We start from the raw sequence: 24,773 nt of genomic DNA, 5'->3' as shown, positions 1-24,773 counted from the left end.
TAGGACATGGGAGAACGGATTGTAATCATGGGCGGCGGCATTATTGGCTTGTCTTGTGCGTTTGAGCTGCGAAGCCGCGGTCATCAGGTGACGGTGCTGGAAATTAGCAGCTGTGGCGGACAAGCTTCCGGAGCAGCTGCGGGCATGCTGGCTCCTTTTTCGGAAAATGTAGAGGGGCCGGATGACTTTTTTCGCTTATGTGCACAGAGCTTGCGGCTTTATCCGGCGTTTACAGATCGCGTGAAGCAGGTTTCCGACCTGCCTTTCGAATATACCGAATCTGGGAGCATGTATATTGCCTACCATGATGCGGATATTTTGGCGCTTGAAGGCAGGCTGCGCTGGCAGCGGGAGCATGGTTCGTCAGGCAGCTTGCTGCAGGGCGAGGAAGTGTTTCGGCTGGAGCCGAAGCTGTCAGGCAAGGTGCGGGCGGCGCTGTATACGCCAGAGGAAAGCCATCTGTATGCCCCGCATTATGTCAAAGCGCTGGAGCATGCCTGCCGCTTGATGGGTGTTCACATTCATGAGCATTTGGAGCAGGTTGCGATTAAGGATTGGCAGAGCTCGGTCGTGCTGGAAGCAGCAGACTTAAGTGTTTTTGAAGGGGATCGGCTCGTTGTATGCTCGGGAGCTTGGGCGCAGCAGCTGGAAGCTGCATTTGGCATTCGCATTCCGGTCTATCCGATTCGCGGACAAATTTGCGCTTATGAGACGGAGGAAAAGCCCGTTCATCATATGGTGTTTTGCAATCAGGGCTACCTCGTAGCGAAGGAAAATAATACGCTCGTATGCGGCGCCTCCGAGGACGTTGCCGGATTCGAGACGACCGTAACGGAAAAGGGCATTGAACGCCTGCGAAAATGGAACAAGCAGGCGTTTCCGTTTCTCGAAACGTGGACGCCGTTCCACAAATGGGCGGGCCTTCGCCCTTCCACACAGGATGGCTTCCCACTGCTTGGTGCGCTCGCGCAATCTGGCCGCGTCGTGATGGGGGTAGGGCATTACCGCAATGGGATTTTGCTCAGCCCAGTTACGGCACAGCTTGTGGCTGATAGCGTAGAAGGCAAGAAGATGCCGGACTTCATGCAGGCGTTTGTCCCTGAGCGGTTCAGCTAGGCACAGTGAGCCGCAGGTGGAAAATGGCAATCAGCGAAAACAAGGATCGGTGAAATGGCCTTTAGTAGATTTAGGTATTTGATGAAGAAAGGGGCATGAGCACATCATGAGCGTACATGGGAATGGGCAGGCGCCACGCAGCGTCCCGGCTGCTTTGACGATAGCTGGCTCGGACAGCGGCGGCGGCGCAGGCATTCAAGCGGACCTGAAAACGTTTCAGGAGCTTGGCGTATTCGGCATGTCCGCGGTGACCGCGATTACGGCGCAAAATACGCTTGGCGTGCAGGGCGTATTTCCGCTTAGCGTGGAGGCCGTTGTGCAGCAAATGCATTCGGTCGGCTCGGATATTGGCGTCGATGCGTTGAAGACGGGCATGCTGTTCAATAGCGAGATCATAACGGCTGTTGCAGCAACGATTGCCGAGCTTGGCTGGAAAAGTGTTGTCGTAGACCCGGTTATGATCGCCAAAGGCGGGGCTTCGCTGCTGCAAGAGGAAGCCATCCGTGCGATGACGGACAAGCTGCTGCCCGTAACGACGGTGATTACGCCGAACATACCGGAAGCGGAGAAGCTGACGGGCATTGTGATCGTAACGGCGGACGATAAGCGGGAAGCGGCGAGACGGCTCGCTGGATATGGAGCAGGCTACGTTATTATTAAGGGCGGCCATGATACGGGCGAGGAAGCTATCGATCTGCTGTATGACGGCAGCGGCTTTACCGAGCTGGCAGGCAAACGAGTTGCAACAGCTCGCACGCATGGCACGGGCTGTACCTTTTCGGCGGCGCTTGCGGCAGGGCTTGCTCAGGGACTGGATATGGAAGCTGCGATGCGCCAAGCGAAAGCGTTTATTCAAGCGGCTATCGAGGACGGCATTCAAATTGGCGGCGGGCATGGACCGACGAACCACTGGGCGTACCAGCGCAGCAAGCGGGCAAGGCAAGCTCCGCTTTAGCTGTCGAGGCCCGAGGTGATACAAGAGCTTTGGCAAGTTCAAGAGTTAGCTTATCGCCTTGAAGCCATATCCCAATTACGTAGAAAAAGCTATGCGGCTTCCGGTTATCCTCTAACCGAAGGTAGCATAGCTTTTTTGGCGTACATGCACGTACTTGCTGTCTAACTAATGTCTACGGGCTAAGTCCAGCCCCAGAAAAAGCCTTCACGGTCCCAGGCTGCTTTGCCGCCATGGCCTTTTTTAAACGCTTTTTTAACTTCCTTGTCGATCGACGTATTTCCCTGCTCGTTCACATAAATGAACTGCTCTCCAAAATGGGCTGTAATATGGGCAACGGCCTTCTCCTGATGAAGAATGCCAGCAAACTTCAGCTCTCCAAGCATCCAATCGGCTACATCCTGTGCGGTATAACTCAACGTATCTCTTCCTCTCTAATTCGCAGCTCTCGCCCACTATTATAATCAACGGCAGCGAATATGCCAAATTTACATCAGGCTTAATTCAAAAGCATCCACATAAACGGCGGTGCCCGTCACTTCGATGAGCTGTTCATCCCGCTGCTTAGTGACTGTTACCTGAACACGGCCATCCCTCCCTATTTCATGGCCCTGTTCGATGCACAGCTCAAGCGAATCAAGCGTATTAAGCGAATGCTGCGGTTGCTCAGCCAAATGTGCTGCATAATAAGCTCCCATTACGCCAGATGCTGTACCTGTAACGGGATCTTCAATAGTGCCGGAGTACGGCGATGAAAAATGACGAGCGTGCATATGAGCGTGTGGATCATACGTTTCTAGGCAAAAAGGATGCAGAGAAGCACGCGGCATCTCCTGCAAAATCTCGGGGAATCGCTTATTATTCGGCTTCATATGCTTGAAAGCCTCCAGGCTTTTGATCGGGATTAAAAGCGTCCATGTTCCCGTGCTGCCATAGACAATGGGAAGCTCCGTCTCGATGTCAGCTTCTTGAATGCCCATAGCAGAAGCCAGCTGTGCATAGGAGCCGTTAAAAGCTCGGAACTGCGGAGCCGCCTGTGTCATCGTGATCAGAAGCTGCTCCTGTGCATTCGTATGCAGCCGAACGGGCAATACGCCGGCTTTTGTCTCAATCGTGAGCTCCGTTTTATCGCCCAATAATCCTTTGGTTTTAAGCGCATAGATGGTTGCCATCGTGGCATGGCCGCAAAGATTGATTTCGTGACCGGGTGTGAAAAAGCGGATTCGGACGTCCGCTACAGCCGATGGCAGCGGAAAAGCTGTTTCATTAAAGCCAACTTGATGGGCGATGGCTTGCATTTTTTTTCAGTCAGGTCATTGCCTGTTAAAACGACACCCGCCGGGTTTCCTTTTCCCGGAATATGGCTAAAGGCATCGTAATGATAGACGTTAATGCTTTGCATATTTTCACTCCTCCCAGAAGTCCCCCTTTTGTCTATTTATTGTGATGTTAGAGGTTGATCTTGTATTCGACAAAGTTTCATAATTTCCTCTCATGGAGGGAGTAAACGCCTGTGTCTATGAAAATAGGATGCTATTATTTTATTTTCTTGCTTATCCTGAGTATATCCATTAAATTATCCATATTAATCAAGAATATTATAGAAGAATACAGGTGAGTTATGATAGAGTTCATTCCCAAAATTGCAACTAAATGCTTGAAGCTATCCTTAGCTTTGACGCTTGCGTTTCTAGCTGGCTGTAGTACTGAGAAAACGGAGCAGCCGCAAGTGACGCTGAACACCGCTGCCGTTCATTCGCCAGCATTTACTCCAACTGCCACAGGGACAAATGCCGCAGCATCAACAGCCCCAGATTTGCCAGAAGAGAGCTCGCCAGTCGATATGGCAAGCGGCTCTAACGCCGCTGCGTCGCATACGCCAGCTGATACCTCATCGGAGGAAGAGACGAAGAAGGAGTCTACAGTACAGGATGGCATTATTGTCCCAGCGCGTTATATGCCTTATTTGAAGGAGCAGGCTCCGAAAGCGACCGAGCTGTTTTATGCCAAGGAGGATCTCGATCTGGATGGAGTCGACGAGGTCGTCATCGTGGCGGGCACCTTGGGAGAGGACAAGGATGATACAACCGTTGAAGTTATTTTGCTGCTGCGCGACTATGGGGACCGTATCGTTCAGCTTGGCGGAAATCAGGCGAACAGCCTCTATCGAATCCAAAAGATTAAGCTCGTTCATTTGCAAAATATGAAGCAATCCGTCCTTTACACAGCGATTACCAACGATGGCGAAATGGAAGGCTTTAATCTTTATGAGCTCAAGGACAACGAGCTTAATATGCTTTTTGGCGGTGATTCTGCCAGCGGTTCGGGAGTGGCTGTACTGGAAGACCAGAACAAGGATGGCGAGTACGACACGGCTATACAGATGCGTGGAAGTTATGATGTATTTTACTATCCACTATCCCGCATTTACTCATGGCGCAATCATGAATTCGAATTAGTGCGCGTTAAGATGGATTTGCCAGATTACCCGGAAACGGTACAGCAAGTGATTGTTGAGTTCCTGAAGCTGCATTACCTCGATGAAGGGCTATCTCCCGAGCTGGACAAGAGGCTTGCAGAGCTAAACCGTTATGATCTTTCAAAAGAGCCTGATTTGCTGGGAGATACGTGGTATGAAGCGACCAGCAGCCAATGGCTGTATGACGATGACGCCATCACCTTCCATATACAAGAAGATGGCGACAGCGCAGTAGCCGAAGCGTTGTACACGGTGGACACCGTAACAAGCTACGGTCATACCTTTCTTTTGAAGCGGGTTAACGATCGTTGGAGCATTACCAGCATCAGCCAGCAGAAAAAATTGAAATAACCTTGGCTTCCGATCAACATTTGTCAAAATGAGGGCGGAATCCTGCCACCGTGCGACTTTTCCTCAAATTTTACTAAACAAATCACCGTCTATAGCCGATATTTCTATTCATGAATAGTAATTAAATAAATAGGCGGGTGGGTCTCATGTTTTTCAAATTGTTAAGTCCTTTTACAGCTCTCATGTCCAAATTGAAGTATGCACAGAAGTTTGTGGTCGTCAGTGCTCTGTTTATGATCCCGCTGGTCTTGCTGCTTGTTCTATGGGTTAACGAGCAGCAAGGAAACATTGAGTATATTAAAAAAGAACATGACGGCGTGATCTATATTAAAGATATAATGCCGCTAATGCTCCAAGTGCAGCAGCATCGTGGGCTTTCCTCGGGCTTGCTGAATGGCAATACGGATGCCAAGGCAGAGGTAGATGCCAAATCCCAGGAAATAGATGGCTTGATTCAAACGTTAGATCCGGGGATGAAAGCGTCTGGCATGGCGGGGGCGCAAGAGATGTGGGAAGCCTGGAAGCAGCAGTGGACAAAATTAGACTCAGGAAACGCCGCGATGTCGTCTAGCGACAGTTTCGAAAGCCACTCCACGCTTGTTTTAGAATTATCTAATATTATGATCAAGCTTTCGGATGAATCGGGGCTTTCGCTTGACACGCAGATGGATTCTTATTATTTGGGTTCTATGTTTGTGCAGCAGATTCCTGCGCTCATGGAGCATGCGGCGATTGTTCGTGGCAAAGGCAATGGTGTGCTTACCAGTAAAAAAATGACGGATAACGAAGAAATTAAGCTTCGTTTGGAAGCGGAAATGATCAATTATTCTGTGACGGATATGAATAAGTCGCTGAGCAGCGCTTTAGGCTGGAACGAGGCACTGATACCATCACTGGAGAAAAGTGGCGCGATGACGGTGACATCGCTCAAAAGCTTTGTGGCGCTGCTTAATACAGGTGTCCTTGGCGGCTCCAACTTGACCATGAATGGGGCGGAATTTTTCAAGTCTGGAACGGCGACGCTTGGCGTATTAAGCGACTTTTATGTACAGGTGAATACAGAGCTTGAGCAGGTGCTCCAGCAGCGTATCGATGAGCTGACGGCTACTAGAAATATGCTGCTCGGCTTGACGATTCTGTCCATGATACTCGTTGCTATTTTCTACATGGCTTTCTACCGGAATGTGATGGTAACGGTCGCAGCGCTCCGAAACCGTGCGGATGAGATGGCGAATGGTGACTTTTCCAAAGAACTGCATTTGGAAACGCGAGATGAGCTGCGTCAAGTCGGCCTTTCATTTAATGAAATGATTCTCTCCTTGAATGTGCTGCTGCGGAGAAACCAGATCGTATCTGAGCAAGCGGCGGCTTCGTCGGAGGAGCTCACAGCCATTTCATATGAATCGACGCTTGCGATGAAGCAAATTGCCGAGTCGATTCAAGGCGTATCCGAAGGAACGGACGTACAGCGCGTATCGGCGGATGAAACGTCGAAAGCGATGAATGAAATGGCTGTTGGCATTACCCGCATTGCCGAAGCGGCTTCGGAAGTGGCGGACGCTGCGGTCAAGGTGACAGGCAACGCTCAAGTAGGCGAAGAGCAGCTTGGACAGACGGTACGCCAAATGAACAGTATTCAAGCGTCGGCTGTCCGTTCAGGAGAGGTCGTTTCGAAGCTGGATGAGCATTCGGCACAAATTGGCCAAATCGTGCAAGCGGTTATGGCCATTGCCAAGCAAACGCAGCTCTTGTCGCTGAATGCGAACATTGAAGCAGCGAGAGCGGGCGAGCATGGACGGGGCTTTAGCGTCGTAGCTTCCGAAGTAGGCAAGCTGGCTGAGCAGACAAGCGAGTCGGTGCAGACGATATCGGAGCTGGTCAGAGATATTCGGGCGCTGGTGAGCGAGAATGTGAAGGCGATGAGCGAGATGAAATCGGAGACCGCTTCCGGTCTGGCCTCCATCGAGCAGGCAAATACGACGATTGGCGATATTTTGCTTGAAGTCCGCTCAATGAGCGATCAAATTCAGGAAGTGTCGGCAGCCGCCGAGGAGATTTCCGCAGGCATGGAAGAGGTAACGGCATCGGTTGGCGAGGTAGCGAACATCTCGAATAAAACCTCGGATGAGGCGGAAACGATGGCCGCGGCTACGGAGGAGCAGCTTGCTTCGATGGAGGAAATTCAGGCATCAGCGGAAGCGCTGCGCGATATGGCACAGCAGCTTCAGGATGATCTTAGTCATTTCGTGCTGAGCAGCGATGACACGCAAGCAGTTCGGGCACAAGCAGCTCAAGCAGCTCAGGCATCACAAGCAACGCAACCAGAGACTGAGCAAGTGAAGGCTGGATAGCACATAAACATGGATAATGCTCTGGCTGTGAAAACAGCCTGTAGATTATCCTTTTTTTGTATTTAGATAGAGTGGGATGGTAGAATGAGAGCAGGATTGAAAAGGAAATAAAGGAGAGCAAGCAATGAGATTTGTGAAAAAAACATTGATTTATATTTTGGTCGCGATTCCGCTCATTTTGCTATTGAATTATTTAAAGGTGGAGGGACCGGCAGCGATCGTTATTATATTTTTAACGTTTTTGGCCGCGACACTGGGCCCGTTATTTTATACGATTTTAGGGACGAGAAACTTGGCAAAAATCGAGAGGTTTCTGCTCGCGAACCGCAATATACCCAGCTATTACATCAATTACACGGTGGCCCATCGTTTGGATGACGAGTTTGAAGAGATGATGGGGAAGCTGCTCAAGCAGTACAAGCAAAAAAATAAACAGGCGTTGTTCAAGACGCTTCGGGCTCACTATAACAAGGATATTCAGAGCGCTGCACAAGAAATTGAGCTGATTCAGCCAATGGAATATAGGTACTATTATCAGGCTTATTATTACATTGAGAGAAGAGAGTTTACTGAGGCGCACGACCATATAAACCGCATTTCCAAAGCATGGATGAAGCTGGCGCTGCTATCTTACATCGAGCTTAAACAGGGCAATCGCCCAAGGGCAATCGAGCTGGCGGAGGAAGCGATGCAGGCAGCGCGGGGAGTCCAGCTGTATGTGATGGTGAAAACATTTGAACGCGAGTACCTGGAGCTTAGGCAGCAGGCAGTGAAATAAACCTCCTGTAGCCGGGACACTGTGAACAGGGTCGGGTAAGCTTTTTTATAGCAGTTTGATAGAACAAGTATCAGAGCCCAATTGAATTACAAATTCGAAACAAGCGTTCCTCCTATAGCGCCTGATAAAACAACTACCCAGGGCGGTACTTTCCAGAATACCAGCATAATAAACAAAATTGCAGCCAGCGCAAAATCAACAGGAGCTAAAATCGCAGTGATCCACAACGGATTATAAAGTGCGGCGAGCAAGATGCCTACGACCGCCGCATTAATACCGATCAAAGCGCCTTGCACCTTGGGATTTTTACGTAAGGAGTTCCAAAATGGAAGAACTCCTATGATTAACAAGAATGCCGGCAGGAAAATAGCTGCGGTTGCAATCAAAGCCCCAGATATACCGTTCGCCATTGCACCCAAGTACCCAGCAAAGGTGAATAACGGCCCAGGCACCGCTTGTGTTGCGCCGTATCCGGCAAGGAAGTCCTCACGATTGACCAATCCGGTGGGAACGACTTCTCTTTCGAGCAAGGGGAGTACGACGTGGCCCCCTCCGAAAACAAGAGAACCTGCACGGTAAAAGCTGTCGAATAATGGTAGCCAACCACTGGGAAAAAATTGTCGAAGCAGAGGCAGCGTGATTAATAACCCAAAAAAGAGAACCAGACAAATGACAGCAATCCCACGGCTTATAGGGACTGGCAAGTTAGGAACTTCTGGAATTGCTGTTTTCCGGTACATCCAAAGTCCGATTATACCCGCCGTAACAATCAATAGCACCTGACTGAACGCTGTCTGCCATATAAGGGTGACGGATGCCGTAATAATCGCGATGGTCACTCGGTGCCGATCAGGTGTCAGTTTTTGTCCCATACCAAGAATTGCATGAGCGACAATCGCTACAGCGACGATTTTAAGCCCGTGAATCCATCCTGCCCCGCCAATATCAAAGCCCTTCAGAAGAAAGGCGAATAGCACCAGTGCAATGACTGAAGGTAGTGTAAAGCCAAGCCAAGCAATCAAACCGCCTAGCAAACCTGCACGAATGACGCCGATGCCAATCCCAACCTGGCTACTTGCTGGTCCAGGAAGAAACTGGCACAGCGCTACCAAATCAGCATAGCTGCGCTCATCCATCCATTTGCGGCGGCGTATGTATTCGTCATGAAAATAGCCGAGATGGGCGATTGGTCCCCCGAACGAAGTAAGTCCGAGCTTGGTCGATACCTCCAATACTTCCAAAAGCACACGTAGTTTGCTTTTCGGTTGAACAGCGGCTTTATTCGATTCCATTGGAAATGATCTCTCCTTTTTCAGTCCCTAATTTCCTTAAACAACTCATATGCCTTGTTGCGTGCTTCAACAAGTACTTGATTGCCCTTTTCGGTGGTCCGATAATATTTGCGGATTTTGCCTCCGACATTTCGATCTTCACGTTCCAATAGATCGCTTAGTTCCATGGTTCGCAAGAGCGGGTAAAGTGTTCCTGCGCTCAATTTATATCCATGTTCTTTTAATTCTTCGAGCATCCATGAACCGTATATTGCTTCCTGTGCAGCATGATGCAGGATATGAATCTGAATGAATCCTAGAAATAATTTCCTGTAAATTTGTTCCTCCATCATCGAATGACACCACCATTGATTGTTGACTTCGATATCGGATACCGATTTTTATTTTACCTTAATTTTGGTGCTTGTACCACCTAGCTAGGCTACAGATGAGATGTATATGAAAATGGTTCACATTATTTCATTGACCGACTCCACTACACAAACCTCTGGCAGGGGGCCGAATCAAAAAGAGCAAAGCCGCCAACTTGGGCGAACGATTTCAGCTTCATAAAGAAGCGATCCTTCGCTTTATTCGTGATGCACGCGTTCCCTTCGACTGCAAAAGAAGGTCAGCTACACGATATAAACAACGGTACAACGGACTGCTGCAACCGAGGACTAAGCCTTTGTTTTTTATTATGCCGTTTTAGCAGCTGGTACTAAGAGAAGATGGTACTATTTTTTCCAGCGAAAACAGGTAAGATAAGGCTATCAAACAAATAACCGAAAGGTTATATGGGAGGACGCCTATCATGGAAAATCAGATGCCTGTTCGCAAATCTATGAACTTTTACCGTCGCCGGAATACACCAACTTATACGTTTATGGCTTGGGGAGCTTTTGTCCTCGCTTTCGCCTTTGAATTTATCGGCATTTATACGCTGAATCAGCCGCTTTCGGTACAGGGCTACTACGCCGTAACGGGAATTTTGCTCATCATTACCTCGTTTACGCTCCAGAAGCTTGCCCGCGACAATGATGAAGATAAATTTCTGAAGGAGCAAAATCCAACTTATCGCAACCGCAATACGCCAGCCTTCACGTTCATGGCCTGGATCGGCTTCATCATTGCTGTGCTGGCGCAATATATCGGCTTGTACACCTTAGAGGAACCATTCTATGTAAAAGGCTACTACGCTATCGCAGGTGCTTTCCTGATCGTAGCCTGCCTCGTGCTTCAGAAAACGGTTCGCGATAATGAAGAGGATAAAGTGCATTTGGGCCCGGAAGAGGAATAAGCAAAGGCGGAGCAAGCGGGAAACAACTCCTTTCGCCTATCACATAGTTTAGCGTCTCTCGCAGCGTCTCCCGCTCTGAGAGTCGCTTTTTTTTGTGCGCCCAACTTTGAAATTCTGCCAGCCTTGCAGACAGACAGAGAGAGAATGATTATCCTTCATGTTATCCATAAAATGTCCATTTGTATGTATTCTGAAATGGACATATAATTATACTTATTATAAAAAGATAATAATTATAATTCAAGGAATAGGAGATGGTTAATATGAAAATGGGTGAGTTCCATCATCTTGAGCATGTAAAGGAGCAATCAGCTTCCAAGAAGACGCTGTGGATTACGCTGATGCTGACTTTGTTTTTCACGATCGTTGAAGTTATCGGCGGGCTTGTATCCGGCTCTCTTGCACTGCTGTCGGACTCGGCTCATATGGTATCTGACGTACTTGCATTGGGGCTTAGCATGCTCGCCATCTATATGGCGACGAGACGTCCAACGAAGCAGTATACGTACGGCTTTTTGCGTTTCGAGATCATTGCTTCATTTTTGAACGGATTGGCGTTGGTTGTAATCGCGCTCTTCATTCTCGTAGAAGGGATAAAACGGATCATTCATCCGGAGCCGGTCGATCTTGGGCTCATGCTCGGCATCGCTATCATCGGATTAATCGTAAACATCGTGCTCACGCTGGTGCTGAGCCGAAGTATGAAGGAAGAGAACAATCTGAATGTGAAAAGCGCGCTGTGGCATTTCATTGGCGATTTGCTTAGCTCGGTTGGGATTATCGTGTCAGCTATATTGATTCGATTTACGGGTTTGTCCATTTTAGATCCGATCATCAGTATCGTCATTGGCGGCATTATTGCATTTGGCGGATTCAAGATTATTCGGGAGGCGTATTTTATTCTGATGGAAGCTGTACCGGAGCAATTTAATCTGGAGGAAATTCGCCGTGATCTGAGAGGCGTGGAGGGCGTTGAGGATGTGCATGAAATGCACCTTTGGGCGGTGTCGACGGACCATTACTCCCTTACGGCGCATGTGTTGGCACGAAGCGACATTCAACCCTATTGTATGACGCTCGCGATGAATGAGCTGTTAAAGAACCGCTATGGCATCGTCCATTCAACGATACAGATCGAGCATGCCGCTATTCATGATCATGGTGAATACGGCAAATTAGTTAGCGGCGGCGCATTCTAGTTCATAAAAAATAGCCAATAGGTCACATATAAAGTGCACTTCTCAGAATAGGTAGTGGAAAAGTCCCTTTAAGCTGGCGCTAATCCAATAAAATTCTGGGAGGTGCACTTTTATTTTTTTCTTAACCGTTAATAATTTCCCCGCCGTTGACGTGCATCACTTGCCCGGTGACATAGCTGGAGTCATCCGATGCGAGATAGACGTAGGCTGCGGCAAGCTCGGCAGGCTGGCCGGGACGTTTCATCGGCGTATCTCCGCCGAAGGTAGCCACCTTCTGCGCGTCGAAGCTGGAGGGAATGAGCGGCGTCCAGATGGGACCTGGCGCGATGCCATTGACCCGAATGCCTTGGCCCGCCAAATTGGCGGATAGGGCGCGGGTGAAAGAGACGACGGCGCCTTTGGTGGCGGAGTAATCGATCAGCATCTCATTGCCGCGATAGGCGGTAACCGATGACGTGTTAATAATAGATGCGCCTTGCTTCAAATGGGCGAGCGCTGCTTTCGTCAAATAAAACATAGCGAATACGTTTGTACGGAACGTAGCGGTAAGCTGCTCCGCCGTAATATCCTCAAGGCGCTGCTGCACATGCTGCTCGGCGGCGTTGTTGACGATAATGTCGAGCTTGCCGAACGCCTGAACCGTCTGCTCGACCGCTTTTTGACAAAAGGCTTCGTCCCCGATATCCCCGGAAATGAGCAGGCAGCGCTTGCCGAGCTGTTCGATTTCCTGTTTCACGACGTTTGCGTCCTTGTCCTCCTTCAAATAAACGATGCTGACATCGCAGCCCTCCATTGCAAAAGCAATCGCTGCGGCGCGTCCGATACCGCTGTCGCCTCCGGTAATAATCGCCGCTTTGCCCATCAGCTTGCCAGCAGCCTTATATGTTTCAGACTTATAGATGGGCTGTGGATGCATAACAGATTCCAGTCCAGGCTGCTGATCCTGATGCTGGGGTGGCAGCGTCTGCGTTGGCGCTTGTGTTGTAGATGGACTCATCATAAAACCTCCTTAGTAATGGCGCGGTGGGGTCTGTAACAAAACGTTCTTATTGTGGAATAAAAACGCAGAGGTTATGCATGATTTCCTTCATTTCACAGCATGCTGAAGATACCAGTCATTTGCTTCCCGAAGCACCTCAGTTCCGCCAACCTTCATAAACTCATGGACGAAACGGTCAAAGTCCTCCAAGGGCTTCTCGCCAGTAATAAAGGCGACATAGGCTTTGTTTTTTAACTTAATTAATTCAGCTCCGTTGTCGATTAAGGAGGGAGTCGCAACTTCCAAAGCATTGTAGATGCCATCCTGATCGAGGCTCAAGGTTGAGGCCCATCGTTCCCTTCGTTCTTTAGGGATCAATGGTACCGTCATGCCTAAATTGGCGCCGATTATATTTTGATAGTTGAACATGGTGTCATAGGGAGGCAGCACAATAACATCCTCCTTCGAGGCTCCTGCCCATGTCCAGTGCGTGCCCTTGATCCCGTATTTCATCGAGGTATATTCATCGAGATCGGGATTGGCGCTCACATAGTCAAGAATTTGAAGGATCGTCTTCATTTTGCCTGGATCTTTGGCAGCGTCAGCGCCAATAGCCGTGAAGCTCATCAGCATATCATAGGCTTTGGAGCCCCTTTTTCCATCCGGTCCACGAAAGGGCCGGCCGAACACAATTTGGGCTTGCGGGCTGTTAGCCGTTAATTCCTTCATGTTAAAGGTGGCTTCTACTGGGGTTTCCTCGCCATTCGTATGAACATCATCCTTCAATGCCAAATAATCGCCATTTTGAATCCAGTGATAGTAATTCCCCATGGAGGTCATGCCGATTTTCCCATTGATAAAGGCATGGGAAAGATGCTTGTAGCCCCCTTTATTTTCGCCGGTAATAAACTCGGGATCGATGATGCCGTCAGCGTACCATTTACGAAGATAGTGCAGCGCCTCCTGCATTTCCGGCTCTAATGCGCCGATGACGAGCTTTTCATTTTTCACCCCGAAATAAAGCTGGTCTGCGAAAACGATTTGCCCGAAAGCGCCGAAAACAACATTCATTCCTTCCCTGGACAAACCGTACGTATCTTGAATGCCGTTGCCATCCGGATCTTCATTCGCGAATGCATAGATGACCTTTTCAAAATCGGATAGCGTCTCAGGTACCGGCAAGCCCAGCTTATCGAGCCAGTCCTCTCTATATACAACAGGTATGCGATAAATGTTTGTGGGATTGACGACAGGAATGCCATAATAGTTGCCGTCGATTTTGCCATAATCCTGATAGGCTGGCGCATTTTCTCTAATGGCCTTCATAATGTTGGGAGCGTATTGCTTAAGCATTTCCTCCGGTATTTCGGCCAGCAAGCCTTGCTGTTGATATTTCAGAAGGTCCTGCGGCTGTCTGATCCTGAACAAATCGGGGATTTCGCCCTGGGCCAGTCTCATGTCCAGAAGCGCTTCGTATTTATTGTTTTCTAAATTCCAGATGTCCAAATTGACGTTGAATTTATTTTCCGCTAAGCGTACCATCTCCGCATTGTCTGGAACAGGAAAATTCAGATGCATCGTCCAGGAAATGTTGTGCTGCGGGCTGTCAGAAGCTATTGGGGTTTGCAAATCTTTTGCAGCAGACAGATGCACAGAGCTTGTTTCGCACCCGCTGACAATGCTTAGGCATACGACTGCGATAAGGGCGGTGATACGCCGTAATTCCTTCATTTTCATGATGAAACCTTCCTTGAATCGTATTTCTGCATGTACGGGATGGCCGAAGCGGCTACGCTTGTTTAACGGTATGGCGCAAATAATTACCCGGTGTACACCCATGCCGTTCTTTAAATTTCTTAATAAAATAAGCCGCAGTCCTATAGCCGACTGTACTCGCAATTTGCTCGACAGACATATTATTGTTCTCGATTAATACGGCTGCTCTATCCATTCGCTGGCTAGTGACATAGTCGGTATAGGTGATGCCGTTCTCTTCCTTAAAGAGCTTGCTCAAATACTTGGGACTAATAAACACCTGGGCAGCCACCGTCTCAAGCGACAGATCATCCGACAAATGGTCGCGAATATATTGCTTGGCAGCGTCAATGCTGGAGACAGCTCGATCATTATTCCGTTTCTCCATTTGCGCAAGGCATGCCGATATGGAGCTAACCAGCCATTCCTGAAAATGATAGATATTAGATATCTCGTTATACTGATTGTATAAATCCAAATTTCCTTGATCATGTTGCTGGTATCGAACGCTTTTCAAATAATCGGAGTAGACGTATACGGTGTTTGCCAAAATAAAGCGGCAATAATCGGCAGAGTACATGCCTTCCCGCATCGTCAAAACCAACTGCTCGACCGTTGCCGCGATTTCGTGGGATTGACGGGCATGCAATTTTTCTCTGAACCTCATAAGCATCGCTTGCGGTATTTCTTCAAGGCTATTCTCGCGATCGAGAAGAGCGCGATCATTCAGTATGGATCTATCCGGCAGGAAATAGCTATATTTTATTAAGCTTTGGGCTTCCATGTAGCTTTGGTGAACATCGATGATGTCCTGTACCCAGCACCCCTGCGAAATTTGAAAATCCAACTGAAACTGCTGCTTGGCTTCCGCTAATACAAAGCGGGATAGCTGCTCCAAAAATACGTCGCAGGTTTGGCCCGCGCAAACAAGGATAACTATCGTCTTGTCCGGCAGCTCCTCGGCAATAATATGCGCTTCCGGCAGAGAGGCACCCTCCAGCTGGTTGATCATTCGGTACACCACGTACTGCATATCTTTGGAGCTTAAATGGGCATAGGCTTGGCCCGAATTTACAATCATGCTGCAATAATGAGTGTATTCCTGAGAGATGCCCAAAAAGGGGAGCTCCTCTGCCAGTTTTTCTCGTGTATTGCTGTTGTGGAGCAGGTTCAGCAAAGCATTATGCCTGATAACCGAGCTATTGGCGTGAAGCGTCTCTTCCAGGCTGCTGACCTTATCGTTCAGCCTAATGAAGGCCGTATCAATAAGCTTGAATTCATTCGTTACATTTTCAGGCGTATGCCCGGATATGTCCTTTATTCTTCCCGCCAATCGTTTGATCGGGCTGTAACTCGCTCTGGCAAAAATCCCGGATAATACGATTCCTATCAATAGGGCCACTACACAGATGACAAGTACCAGCTTTTGCACGAAAATCAACTTTTGATAAAAGAAGCTGGCAGGCATGGCGCTATATATTTTCCAACCGGTCGATGGCAGCGTTAGGTAGGAAACCGCATAGGAGCCATCATTAATTGTATCGTTAAAGCTCCCTGTTTCCGCCTTGGACAGCAAGGACTCGGTGACGCTGGAGCTGTTAGCGTTGTGCAAACCCAGGCTTTCATGGTCTGAGCTCGTTATCGTGCTCCCGGTACGATCTAAAATAAACGTGCTTTCATATTGGGTCGGCATCATATTCCGAATAACCCTGCTAATCGCGCTTTCCTTCACGTCAATCGCAATCATTAGATCACTGTTTTCGCCAGATGCCTGAAAGGGATAGCTGTGCGTGTATGTTATTAAGGCTTCGCTTTTGTTGCCTTGCAGGCTGGAATAAATATCTTGCGGAATCAAGCGGGTCGGTGTCCAAAGATGGCTTTGTGTATTGCCTCGCATCCCATTCATCCAGTCGGCAAAAAATACGGCGCTGCTGCCTTGTTCGGCATTGAATCTCAGCCCATAGTTCGACGAAAGCATGACATTTTGCTTCGGATAATACAAATGCGCCGCATATACAATGTCCGAATTGGCAGCGACTTCTGACTGGAGCAATTCCTGCAGATCAATTGCTTTGCTAAGGTTGTTTTTATAGGAAGAATCGGCAAATAAACGGAAATCTGTGGTTTTATCGAGAGATAGATTCAGATAGATTTGCTGCACTCTCTGAAGCACCGTGGTTTCGATGGTTTGGGCTGTATTTTCTAAAATCAGCTGATTTTTGGAGTGCAGCTCCTCTTCGTAGCTTCTTGAGAAATAAATATAGAAGACGGAGCAGAGCAAGAGAACAATGACCAGCACGATGGAAAGATATGAAATAGCCAGGTTAGCAAATACAGAGTTCCACTTTTTCACGGCCTACGCCTCCTCACCGCCTCGATTATACACCACGCGATGGACGGACTTATACCTATTAATCAAATCTTAACATTAGACGCAAATGCGGATGAAAATGGAATGAAAATAAAAGAAATGAGGCATGGAAGAAGCAGATCGAGAGGATAGGATACGATTTTTATACATTTCAGAAATTGTTATATTGAGCAGCGGCAGGGCCCAATGTTACGTTGAAATCGGTTCGAAAAACAAAAAAAACGAAACGATGGGAGTAGACTCAACTTGAAAAAGAAATCAACAAAAAAGGTTGTATCTGTTGCATTGGGCCTATTGCTGCTTTCAAATTCCGTAGCTTTGAATGCTGCGACCGCAGCATCAAACGGAGCTTCAATTGAACTGCCGCCAGCTCCGGCATGGGGACATTTTGTAGACAATTACAAAAACAGCATTTCTGCCAACCAGTCGGTATATTCCAACCCGGTCATCGGCGTGCTGTCCGGGTTTCAGGATCTCTGGGAGCCAGGGACTTCGTGGAACAATGGCACGAAGCTGAACAGCAGCGTGCTCGACTACAACATTCAATATGTAGCAAACATTGCTGCCACTCGTACGGCGGAAGATGAAGAAATGGCTTATTTCGTTGACCGGACAAATCAATCGTATGGAGCGACTGAAGGTCTTGGCGCTCTGGCTGATGTGTATCGTGACAAAACAGGAACATTCACGACGATTACGAGCATCCCGGATGATGCCACTTCGGTCAAATACAACGACGGCAACGGCTCCAATAAAGCGGGCGATTCGGGTTCCGAGCTTGGCAAAATGGTAGACTTGATCGGGACGCTGCGAGGCAATTACGCATCCAGCAATCCTTCTAAAAACTTCTACAGCTATATGCGTCCATACCGCTGGGCTAATGATACTTCTATGATTGTGCCTACGCTGGTTCCTGCAATCAGCGCAACGCCGGCTACGGATGGCGGCTTCCCGAGCGGTCATACGAATGCTTCGTATCTTGCTTCTTATGCACTGGCCTATGCTGTGCCTGAACGGTTCCAAGAGCTGCTGACCCGTGCTTCGGAAATGGGGAACAGCCGGATTATAGCGGGCATGCATTCTCCGCTTGATGTCATAGGCGGACGCGTTATGGCAACGGCGCTAGCGGCAGCTACCTTGTCTGACCCGGACAATGCCGCACTCAAGCAGGATGCTTATAATCAGGCGCACGCCCTTCTGTTAACTGAAACGGGTACAGCGGAAGACCGTTTCACTGACTATGAGAAAAATAAAGCGTTATTCACCGAGCGATTGACCTACGGATTCGATCAGATCCATTCCACAACGGAGCCGATGGTTGTGCCTAAAGGTGCAGAAGTGCTGCTAGAAACGCGCCTGCCATATTTGACGGGCGAGCAGCGTCGTGCGGTCTTGGCTACTACCGGCATTTCTTCCGGCTATCCTGTATTGGATGATCCGGAGGGCTGGGGACGTCTCAATCTCTTTGCCGCAGCAGACGGCTATGGCGCTTTTGACAGTGATGTAACGGTAACGATGGATGCCAGCAAGGGTGGCTTCTACGCAGCAGACAGCTGGAAAAACAACATTGCCGGAGCAGGGAAGCTGACGAAGGAAGGCACTGGCGCCTTGAAGCTGCTCGGTGCAAATACGTTTTCCGGGGGCACACAGATTAACGCTGGCACACTGGAAAGCGGATCTGGAACGGCTCTCGGAAACGGCGATGTCGTGAATAACGGCGGTACGCTTACTGAGAAGGTCGCCGGAAAAATGACGATTGACGGAAGCTTCACGCAAGCTGCGAACGGTACGCTTGAGCTTAACGTCGCGAGCGCTAGTGATGTGCTGGAAATCAAGGGCGCGGTTCATGCGAACGGGAAGTTGCATGTGAATTTTCCAAGCAGCTATGTGCCAAGCAGTGGCTCAGTCACACTTATAAGCTATGGTGCTAATCAACAAAATGGACAATTTACCTCCGTTGAGATCAGCGGGGTACCGAGCCAGTATAATGCTCAGGTCGTTTATCAAGCCGATAAAATAACGCTTGAAATTACGAATAAATCGAGTTCGGGAGGCTCTTCGGGCTCGGGCAATTCATCGACGCCTACACCAACACCTGCTCCAACATCTACACCGACTAATCCTGTAAATCAGAATTCTGGTGTAACGGTGACAGCAAAGGCGGATGCTAATGGAAATGCAGAGGCTGTCATTGATGACGCACAGATTAAAACAGTAGTGGAGCAGGCTCAGGCAAAAGAAGCGGGCTCAAAAATCGTCACGCTGACAGTTGAATCGGCAGATAACGTCAAATCATACGGCATTACGCTATCCAAAGCCGCCGTTACCAGTCTGTCTGCTGGCAAAGTGGATAAAGTAGTCGTGGCGACTCCATTTGGTACCATTACAATTAATCCAGCTACGCTGGCTGCAATTGAGAAGGCAGCAGGCAATAACATTCATGTCAAGGTAGCGCAAAGCGGAGCAGATACGCTTACACCGGAAGCCAAAAAGTTAGTAGGCGCAAGACCTGTACTGGATATTTCAGTTGAATCTGGAGCCTCCAACCTTTCTACCTTTGGCGGTGGCAGCATTCAAATCGATATTCCATATGTGCCTGCGCAGGGCGAGGATACAAGTGCTATTGTTGCTTATTATATCGACAATGACGGGAAACCTAGCATCATGAGCAATTCTAGCTATAGCAATGGCAAGGTTACTTTCGTAACGAACCACCTCAGCCATTACGCTGTTGGCTACAACAAGATCAGCTTTAGCGATAGCAACAGTCATTGGGGTGCTCCATTTATATCCTACCTGGCTGCGCGTGATATGATTTCCGGCAGCGGAAGCAACCAGTTTGCACCGAATAAAAACATCACGAGAGCAGAATTTGCCAAAATACTGGCTGGTATAGCGAACGCCGATGTATCAGGGTACAACACTTCCACATTTGGGGATGTCAAAGCGGGAGATTGGTACTTGCCTTATGTGTCCTGGGCAGCAGAGCATGCTATTGTTCAAGGATCAAGCAGCAACGCATTCAAGCCAAATGAGCCAATTAGCCGTGAGGAAATGTCGGTTATGTTGAAGCGATTTACGGATCAGGCTGGCTTCACGCTGCCTAAGTCGGTTAGCGCCGTCACTTTTGCCGATCAAAGCAGCATTAGCTCGTGGGCAACGGATGCGATCGTTTCCTTGCAGCAAGCCGAAATTATCTCCGGCAAGGGCGCCAATGCCTTTGTTCCAAAAGGCGGCGCAACGAGAGCGGAAGCGGCGAAGATGCTAGCCGTGCTGCATCAAACAATGAATTAACAATAATAGCTGCAAAAAACTAAGCGTTATAGTCAGAGAATCCAGAGAACCCGGAAATAGGGGTTCTCTGTTTTTTTTATACGGCACAAAGATAGACGATATAATTTGAACTTTAGATAGCATATCTGCAAGGAAAAGTCTTCTAACGATAGGAAAAGACGGTTATTTAATGGAAAAACTCTGTTTTTTGCCTAGTGGCAGAAAATAGGAATCTATATACTAAAAAGGGATTTACTGCACTAAGCAGGTGCTGAGAAAAGGAGGCTGGCTAGTTCAACTTGTGTTTTGTGAGCGTAACCAATTGTTCTTTAAATCGAAAGGATGCGATTGATTCATGTTCAGCAACCACTCCAACTGGCTTAAAAAGACGGCTGCTACGCTAATGGGGCTTACGCTGCTTTGCGGCAGCGCCGCAGGCGCAACTGCTGCGGAAACGACAGCTTCAGGGCAAGAAGGAACAGGCTTAGGCAAAGTACAGCTGGAATATTTGGATAGAGGACTTGTAGCTGTAGCTTCTTCAGGAAACGTATTTCTCAGCTGGCGGCTGCTAGGCAATGAGGTGACGGGCTATTCCGAGGGCGGGATGATCGGCGCGAATTTCAACGTTTACCGGGATGGCACGCTCATTGCAACGGTGACGGACAGCACGAACTACTCGGACCCGCAGGGCAGCGCTTCATCGCGTTATCAAGTGGCGGCTGTGGTGGATGGGGAAGAGCTGGCACGAAGCAGCGAAGCTACGCCGTGGGGCAATGGCTATTATGATTTGCCGCTTAATAAACCGGCTGACGGGGTTACGCCTGTGGGCGAGGCTTTCACGTATTCGGCTGCCGACATGAGCGTCGGCGATGTGGATGGTGATGGGCAATACGAATATATTGTGAAATGGGACCCTTCCAACTCCAAGGATGTGTCGCAGAAGGGCTATACAGGCGAGGTTATTATTGATGCCTATGAGCTCGATGGCACGCAGCTGTATCGCATAGAGCTAGGGCCAAACATTCGTGCCGGTGCGCATTATACCGAATTTATGGTATATGACTTTGATGGTGATGGCAAGGCGGAAATGATGTTCAAAACGGCGCCTGGCACCAAAATAACGAAATACGACGGCAGCGGCGGTATCGCCTCCGAGAATTATATTACGATGCCTCAGGAGGATATTGCAGCAGGGTACAGCAATGACGATGATTACCGCGTGAGCAAGCAGGGTTATTACGATCATGTCGTAAATATGTTCATGAACTGGGACGAGCATGAAGAAGTCATAAACGGCAATTGGCCGGCAACGCTGGAAGAAAGCTTCGGTATTGCGCCGAAATATGCGTATCCTCTGTCCCGCGAGGATGCGGAAGAGCTGACGGATTATTTTATGGACGTGTATGCGCCAGCGCGCAGCGGCAACAATAAGCTGCGTGATTTTGAAGGCTTTATTTTGAGCGGGCCGGAATATTTGACCGTGTTTGAGGGAGCGACGGGCAAGGAGCTGGAGACGATCCACTATAAGCCGGGCCGTCATGACGATGGCCTCATGTGGGGCGACTATGCGATGGGCCGGATTGAGCCGGGCAACCGCGTAGACCGTTTCCTTGCAGGCGTTGCTTATCTGGATGGCACAAAGCCTTATGCCGTATTTGCCCGCGGCTACTATACGCGCTCGACGCTCGTTTCCTATGCATGGGATGGCAAGCATTTGCGCGAGCACTGGTTTGTCGACAGCGGCTGGGTGCCGATGACGAATCCTTTCAACGACGGGCCGCATGGCAGACCGGGACTGAATCCGGCCTTTGCTTCGCTGACGACGCAGGGCGCGCATTCACTGAGCACGGCAGATGTGGATGGCGACGGCAAGCAGGAAATTATTTATGGCTCCTCGACGATTGACCATGATGGTACACTGCTCTATAGCTCGGGCGATATTTTGCCGCCGGGCAGCGCCAATCCGGGGACGTATGCAGGTCTTGGGCATGGCGATGCGCTTCATGTCGCGGATATTGACCCTGACCGTCCGGGCTTGGAAATCTTTATGGTGCATGAGGGTGGACCGTATGCCCCTTATGGCTACTCGCTGCGTGACGCCGGGACAGGCGAAGTTATTTATGGCGGCTACACGGGCAAGGATACTGGACGCGGCATGATTGGTGATATCGATCCGGATCACAGTGGGCTGGAGACATGGGCGGTTGGCACATGGACAGCAAGCGGAACGCAGATCAGCACAACCTCGCCGGGAACGAACATAAACATTAAATGGGCGGGCAATATGACGACGCAAATTGTTAATGGCTCATTGGAAAACACGCCGACGATTGATGATTGGAAACGCGGCAGATTGCTGAGCGCAACCGGAACCCGCACGAATAACCACACGAAGGGAACGCCTTCTCTAGTGGCTGATATTTTCGGAGACTGGCGTGAAGAAATGCTGGTGCGCACCGTGGACAGCTCGGCTATCCGCATCTATATGAGCACGGAGCTGACAGATCGCAAGCTGTATACGCTGATGCATGATCCGCAATACCGTACAGGCGTAGCTTGGCAAAATACGACGTATAACCAGCCGACGTACACAAGCTTCTATTTTGCATCGGACACGAATTTCGCCAATGTGCCGATTCCAAATTATTGGACGCCAGTTGTGGATGACCGCAACTCGGTAGGCGCAACGCTCATTGGACCGAATGCAATGGCGAAGGGACAAACGTTCGATGTGGTTTATGCCCTGCAAAATGTGCCAAGAGGCATTGCGGAGCAAAACATCCGTATTGAGTTTGATCCGAAAGTATTGGAGCTTGCGAGAATGCCAGAATCGCTTGATACTGGCAGATTCATCATTAATGAGCATGTAGAGGCTGCGGGCGTTATCAGCTTGAAGGGCAGTCATGCCGGCGACGGTCTGGGCAATCCGCTGGGCAATTTGTTCAAGCTGACTTTCCGTATTAAAGCGGATGCACCAGCTGATGTGACCGCGCTTGCGGTAACCAAGCTGATCGGTACGGACGGAGCAGGCGTGAATACGCAGCTTGCAGGCGATGTGCTGAATATTAAAGTCAACTAACAGAAGCGATGGACCATTTACGTCTCCTTAAATCCGAGCAACCTTCAAGGCCGCGAGTTCACGGCTTTGGAGGTTGTTTTCGTAGGGTATCCCATTTTTTAAAAAGGGTATTTAAGGGGTATTTTTGACCAGTTGGTTAGAAAATCGTTTATAGTAGAGAGATAGAGTTGATATCCTGTTCATTCGTTCATGTTTGCGGGTAATGATCAATAGAGTGTGGGGGCGAGTCATATGCGTAAATTAGTATTTTTTCTAGGCGGGGCGGGAGCGGGCAAGACGACGCTGGCTAAGGCGCTGGCACGGCGAAAGGGCGCTGCGATTTTTGATATGGATACGCTGCTGCGTCCGGCTGCCGAGGCGATTATGACGGCGTCGGGGCTTGATCCGAAGGATCGCGATTCGGAGCTGTATAAGGTGCGCTGCCGCGATCTCGGCTACCGGATTACGATGGATGCGGCTTTGGAAAATGTAGCGATTGGCACGGACGCGCTCGTCATCGGTCCCTTCACGAAAGAAACCGCTGATCCGCTGTGGATTGAGCAGGAGCTGTCAGCCATCGGTGCAAGCCTGCGTGATGTAGCTGTGCGGGTTGTGCTCGTCTCCCTGCGGGATCAGGAACTGCATCGCAGCCGGATACAGGAACGGGGCTTGGAGCTTGATGAATGGAAGCTTGGCAATTGGGAAGCCTTCAGCCGTTCACTGGGACCGCGCAAGCTGAACTGGCCGATTCCAGCCTCTTCTGTGCTTGATTTTGATAATTCAGGCGAGCTGAATGAGGAGAAAATGCTGCTGCTGGAGCGCTTCGTATATGGTGATGACATCGTAGAAGGGGAGTGAGGCTGCATGTCATTATATTTCAGAGACAAATTCTTCAGTTCCGGCAGTACAGGCATTATGAATGAGACGGGGCAGTCTGCGGGCTGGGTTAATCTGAAAAGTGCGTTTAGCACTTCGCTGGAAGTTTATGACGCCAATAATACGAAAATGTGCGAGGCGAAATTTCGCTTTTTCTCGTTGAAATGGGAAGTCAGCGACAGCTATGGCGCTCCGCTCGGCGTGCTGCGCCCACGGATGAGCTTCATGAGCAAGCGGTTCGATTATGATGCGGGTACGCGCGGCTTTTATTTGATTGAGTCGCCGGCGTTTTCCAAAGAGTATATGATTATGAACCGCCGCGAGGAGTCGATCGCGAGCTTCGCGCAGACGAGCGGCTGGATGCAAACCAGCGCTTATTGCCTGTGGAACGAAACCAAGCAGCTCGGAGATTATGAGCTGATTGCCGTTATTATGGGCATGAATGAAATCAGGAAGCGCCAGAGCAGTTAGCGTGAATATGAAAATGAAAAGGCCATCATGCCTTAATAATAGCCCTAAGTAAGCATGTGTAATTTCGACACATGCTTATTTAGTGTTGTCCACGTTTAGAACGAACGGGCACCACTCCCGCTATAAAAGTACTCGAAAAAATCATGTTTCGTAATACTTCTGCCATGTTCATAAAGGCTTGCTTCGAGGAAAA

The 24,773-nt window shown here is 49.2% G+C and carries 17 protein-coding genes and 2 pseudogenes; 12 read left to right on the top strand and 7 right to left on the bottom strand.

Annotated elements, in window-relative coordinates:
• The first annotated feature begins 6 nt into the window (after positions 1–6).
• Both thiO and thiD read left to right on the top strand, forming a co-directional pair.
• A complete protein-coding gene (gene thiO / locus WH37_RS15185) occupies positions 7–1,116 on the top strand; it encodes a glycine oxidase ThiO (RefSeq protein WP_046231456.1) in 1,110 nt (369 codons plus the stop codon).
• A 106-nt stretch (positions 1,117–1,222) separates the two neighbouring features.
• Complete coding sequence (gene thiD / locus WH37_RS15180; protein ID WP_046231455.1) at positions 1,223–2,071, top strand: bifunctional hydroxymethylpyrimidine kinase/phosphomethylpyrimidine kinase; 849 nt, start codon at positions 1,223–1,225, stop codon at positions 2,069–2,071.
• A 179-nt stretch (positions 2,072–2,250) separates the two neighbouring features.
• Here the strand turns inward: thiD and WH37_RS15175 are convergent, their stop codons facing one another.
• Both WH37_RS15175 and WH37_RS15170 read right to left on the bottom strand, forming a co-directional pair.
• A complete protein-coding gene (locus WH37_RS15175) occupies positions 2,251–2,487 on the bottom strand; it encodes a DUF6953 family protein (RefSeq protein ID WP_177217960.1) in 237 nt (78 codons plus the stop codon).
• Between the two features lie 69 nt (positions 2,488–2,556).
• A pseudogene (locus WH37_RS15170) lies at positions 2,557–3,470 on the bottom strand (PhzF family phenazine biosynthesis protein).
• A 255-nt stretch (positions 3,471–3,725) separates the two neighbouring features.
• Here WH37_RS15170 and WH37_RS15165 point away from each other — a divergent pair.
• The 3 genes from WH37_RS15165 (at position 3,726) to WH37_RS15155 (ending at position 8,027) form a co-directional block, all read left to right on the top strand.
• The gene (locus WH37_RS15165) at positions 3,726–4,898 is read left to right on the top strand and encodes a hypothetical protein (protein ID WP_143088499.1); all 1,173 of its coding nucleotides are present in this window, start codon (positions 3,726–3,728) and stop codon (positions 4,896–4,898) included.
• Positions 4,899–5,044: 146 nt separating this feature from the next.
• On the top strand, positions 5,045–7,249 hold the full coding sequence (locus tag WH37_RS15160; RefSeq protein WP_046231453.1) for a methyl-accepting chemotaxis protein: 2,205 nt from the start codon (positions 5,045–5,047) through the stop codon (positions 7,247–7,249).
• A 124-nt stretch (positions 7,250–7,373) separates the two neighbouring features.
• Positions 7,374–8,027, top strand: a complete 654-nt coding sequence (locus tag WH37_RS15155) for a hypothetical protein (protein ID WP_046231452.1) — start codon at positions 7,374–7,376, stop codon at positions 8,025–8,027.
• 86 nt (positions 8,028–8,113) lie between these two features.
• Here the strand turns inward: WH37_RS15155 and WH37_RS15150 are convergent, their stop codons facing one another.
• Positions 8,114–9,319: a chromate transporter gene (locus WH37_RS15150; RefSeq protein WP_046231451.1), complete on the bottom strand. Its 1,206-nt coding sequence runs from the start codon at positions 9,317–9,319 to the stop codon at positions 8,114–8,116.
• Positions 9,320–9,339: 20 nt separating this feature from the next.
• On the bottom strand, positions 9,340–9,648 hold the full coding sequence (locus tag WH37_RS15145) for a PadR family transcriptional regulator (RefSeq protein ID WP_046231639.1): 309 nt from the start codon (positions 9,646–9,648) through the stop codon (positions 9,340–9,342).
• Between the two features lie 464 nt (positions 9,649–10,112).
• Here WH37_RS15145 and WH37_RS37060 point away from each other — a divergent pair.
• The 3 genes and pseudogenes from WH37_RS37060 to WH37_RS15135 all read left to right on the top strand — a co-directional run.
• Positions 10,113–10,322 (top strand): annotated as a pseudogene (locus WH37_RS37060) (YiaA/YiaB family inner membrane protein); the annotation flags it as partial.
• 84 nt (positions 10,323–10,406) lie between these two features.
• Positions 10,407–10,598 (top strand): YiaA/YiaB family inner membrane protein, encoded by a 192-nt coding sequence (locus WH37_RS36450; protein WP_052737008.1) that lies wholly within the window; start codon positions 10,407–10,409, stop codon positions 10,596–10,598.
• 263 nt (positions 10,599–10,861) lie between these two features.
• Positions 10,862–11,797 carry a cation diffusion facilitator family transporter gene (locus WH37_RS15135; protein WP_177217961.1) on the top strand — a complete coding sequence of 312 codons (936 nt, stop codon included), beginning with the start codon at positions 10,862–10,864 and terminating at the stop codon, positions 11,795–11,797.
• A 121-nt stretch (positions 11,798–11,918) separates the two neighbouring features.
• On the opposite strand, the gene WH37_RS15130 is transcribed toward WH37_RS15135, so the two are convergent.
• From WH37_RS15130 to WH37_RS15120, 3 genes are all read right to left on the bottom strand, one after another.
• Positions 11,919–12,794: an SDR family oxidoreductase gene (locus tag WH37_RS15130; RefSeq protein ID WP_082110830.1), complete on the bottom strand. Its 876-nt coding sequence runs from the start codon at positions 12,792–12,794 to the stop codon at positions 11,919–11,921.
• A 90-nt stretch (positions 12,795–12,884) separates the two neighbouring features.
• Positions 12,885–14,513 carry a type 2 periplasmic-binding domain-containing protein gene (locus tag WH37_RS15125; protein ID WP_052736993.1) on the bottom strand — a complete coding sequence of 543 codons (1,629 nt, stop codon included), beginning with the start codon at positions 14,511–14,513 and terminating at the stop codon, positions 12,885–12,887.
• 52 nt (positions 14,514–14,565) lie between these two features.
• Positions 14,566–16,884 carry an AraC family transcriptional regulator gene (locus WH37_RS15120; protein ID WP_046231449.1) on the bottom strand — a complete coding sequence of 773 codons (2,319 nt, stop codon included), beginning with the start codon at positions 16,882–16,884 and terminating at the stop codon, positions 14,566–14,568.
• A gap of 264 nt (positions 16,885–17,148) precedes the next feature.
• Here WH37_RS15120 and WH37_RS37055 point away from each other — a divergent pair, with 264 nt between their 5' ends.
• From WH37_RS37055 to WH37_RS15100, 4 genes are all read left to right on the top strand, one after another.
• The gene (locus tag WH37_RS37055; RefSeq protein WP_046231448.1) at positions 17,149–20,196 is read left to right on the top strand and encodes an S-layer homology domain-containing protein; all 3,048 of its coding nucleotides are present in this window, start codon (positions 17,149–17,151) and stop codon (positions 20,194–20,196) included.
• Positions 20,197–20,578: 382 nt separating this feature from the next.
• On the top strand, positions 20,579–23,254 hold the full coding sequence (locus WH37_RS15110; protein WP_414811845.1) for a rhamnogalacturonan lyase family protein: 2,676 nt from the start codon (positions 20,579–20,581) through the stop codon (positions 23,252–23,254).
• A gap of 231 nt (positions 23,255–23,485) precedes the next feature.
• Positions 23,486–24,091 carry a P-loop nucleotide/nucleoside kinase family protein gene (locus WH37_RS15105; RefSeq protein WP_046231447.1) on the top strand — a complete coding sequence of 202 codons (606 nt, stop codon included), beginning with the start codon at positions 23,486–23,488 and terminating at the stop codon, positions 24,089–24,091.
• A gap of 6 nt (positions 24,092–24,097) precedes the next feature.
• A complete protein-coding gene (locus WH37_RS15100) occupies positions 24,098–24,580 on the top strand; it encodes an LURP-one-related family protein (RefSeq protein WP_046231446.1) in 483 nt (160 codons plus the stop codon).
• Positions 24,581–24,773 lie beyond the last annotated feature (193 nt).

Source organism: Paenibacillus algorifonticola (assembly GCF_000971975.1).
Taxonomy (GTDB): Bacteria; Bacillota; Bacilli; order Paenibacillales; family Paenibacillaceae; genus Pristimantibacillus; species Pristimantibacillus algorifonticola.
Note: the sequence above shows the minus strand (reverse complement) of the source record. Positions and strands in the feature narration are given on the sequence as shown.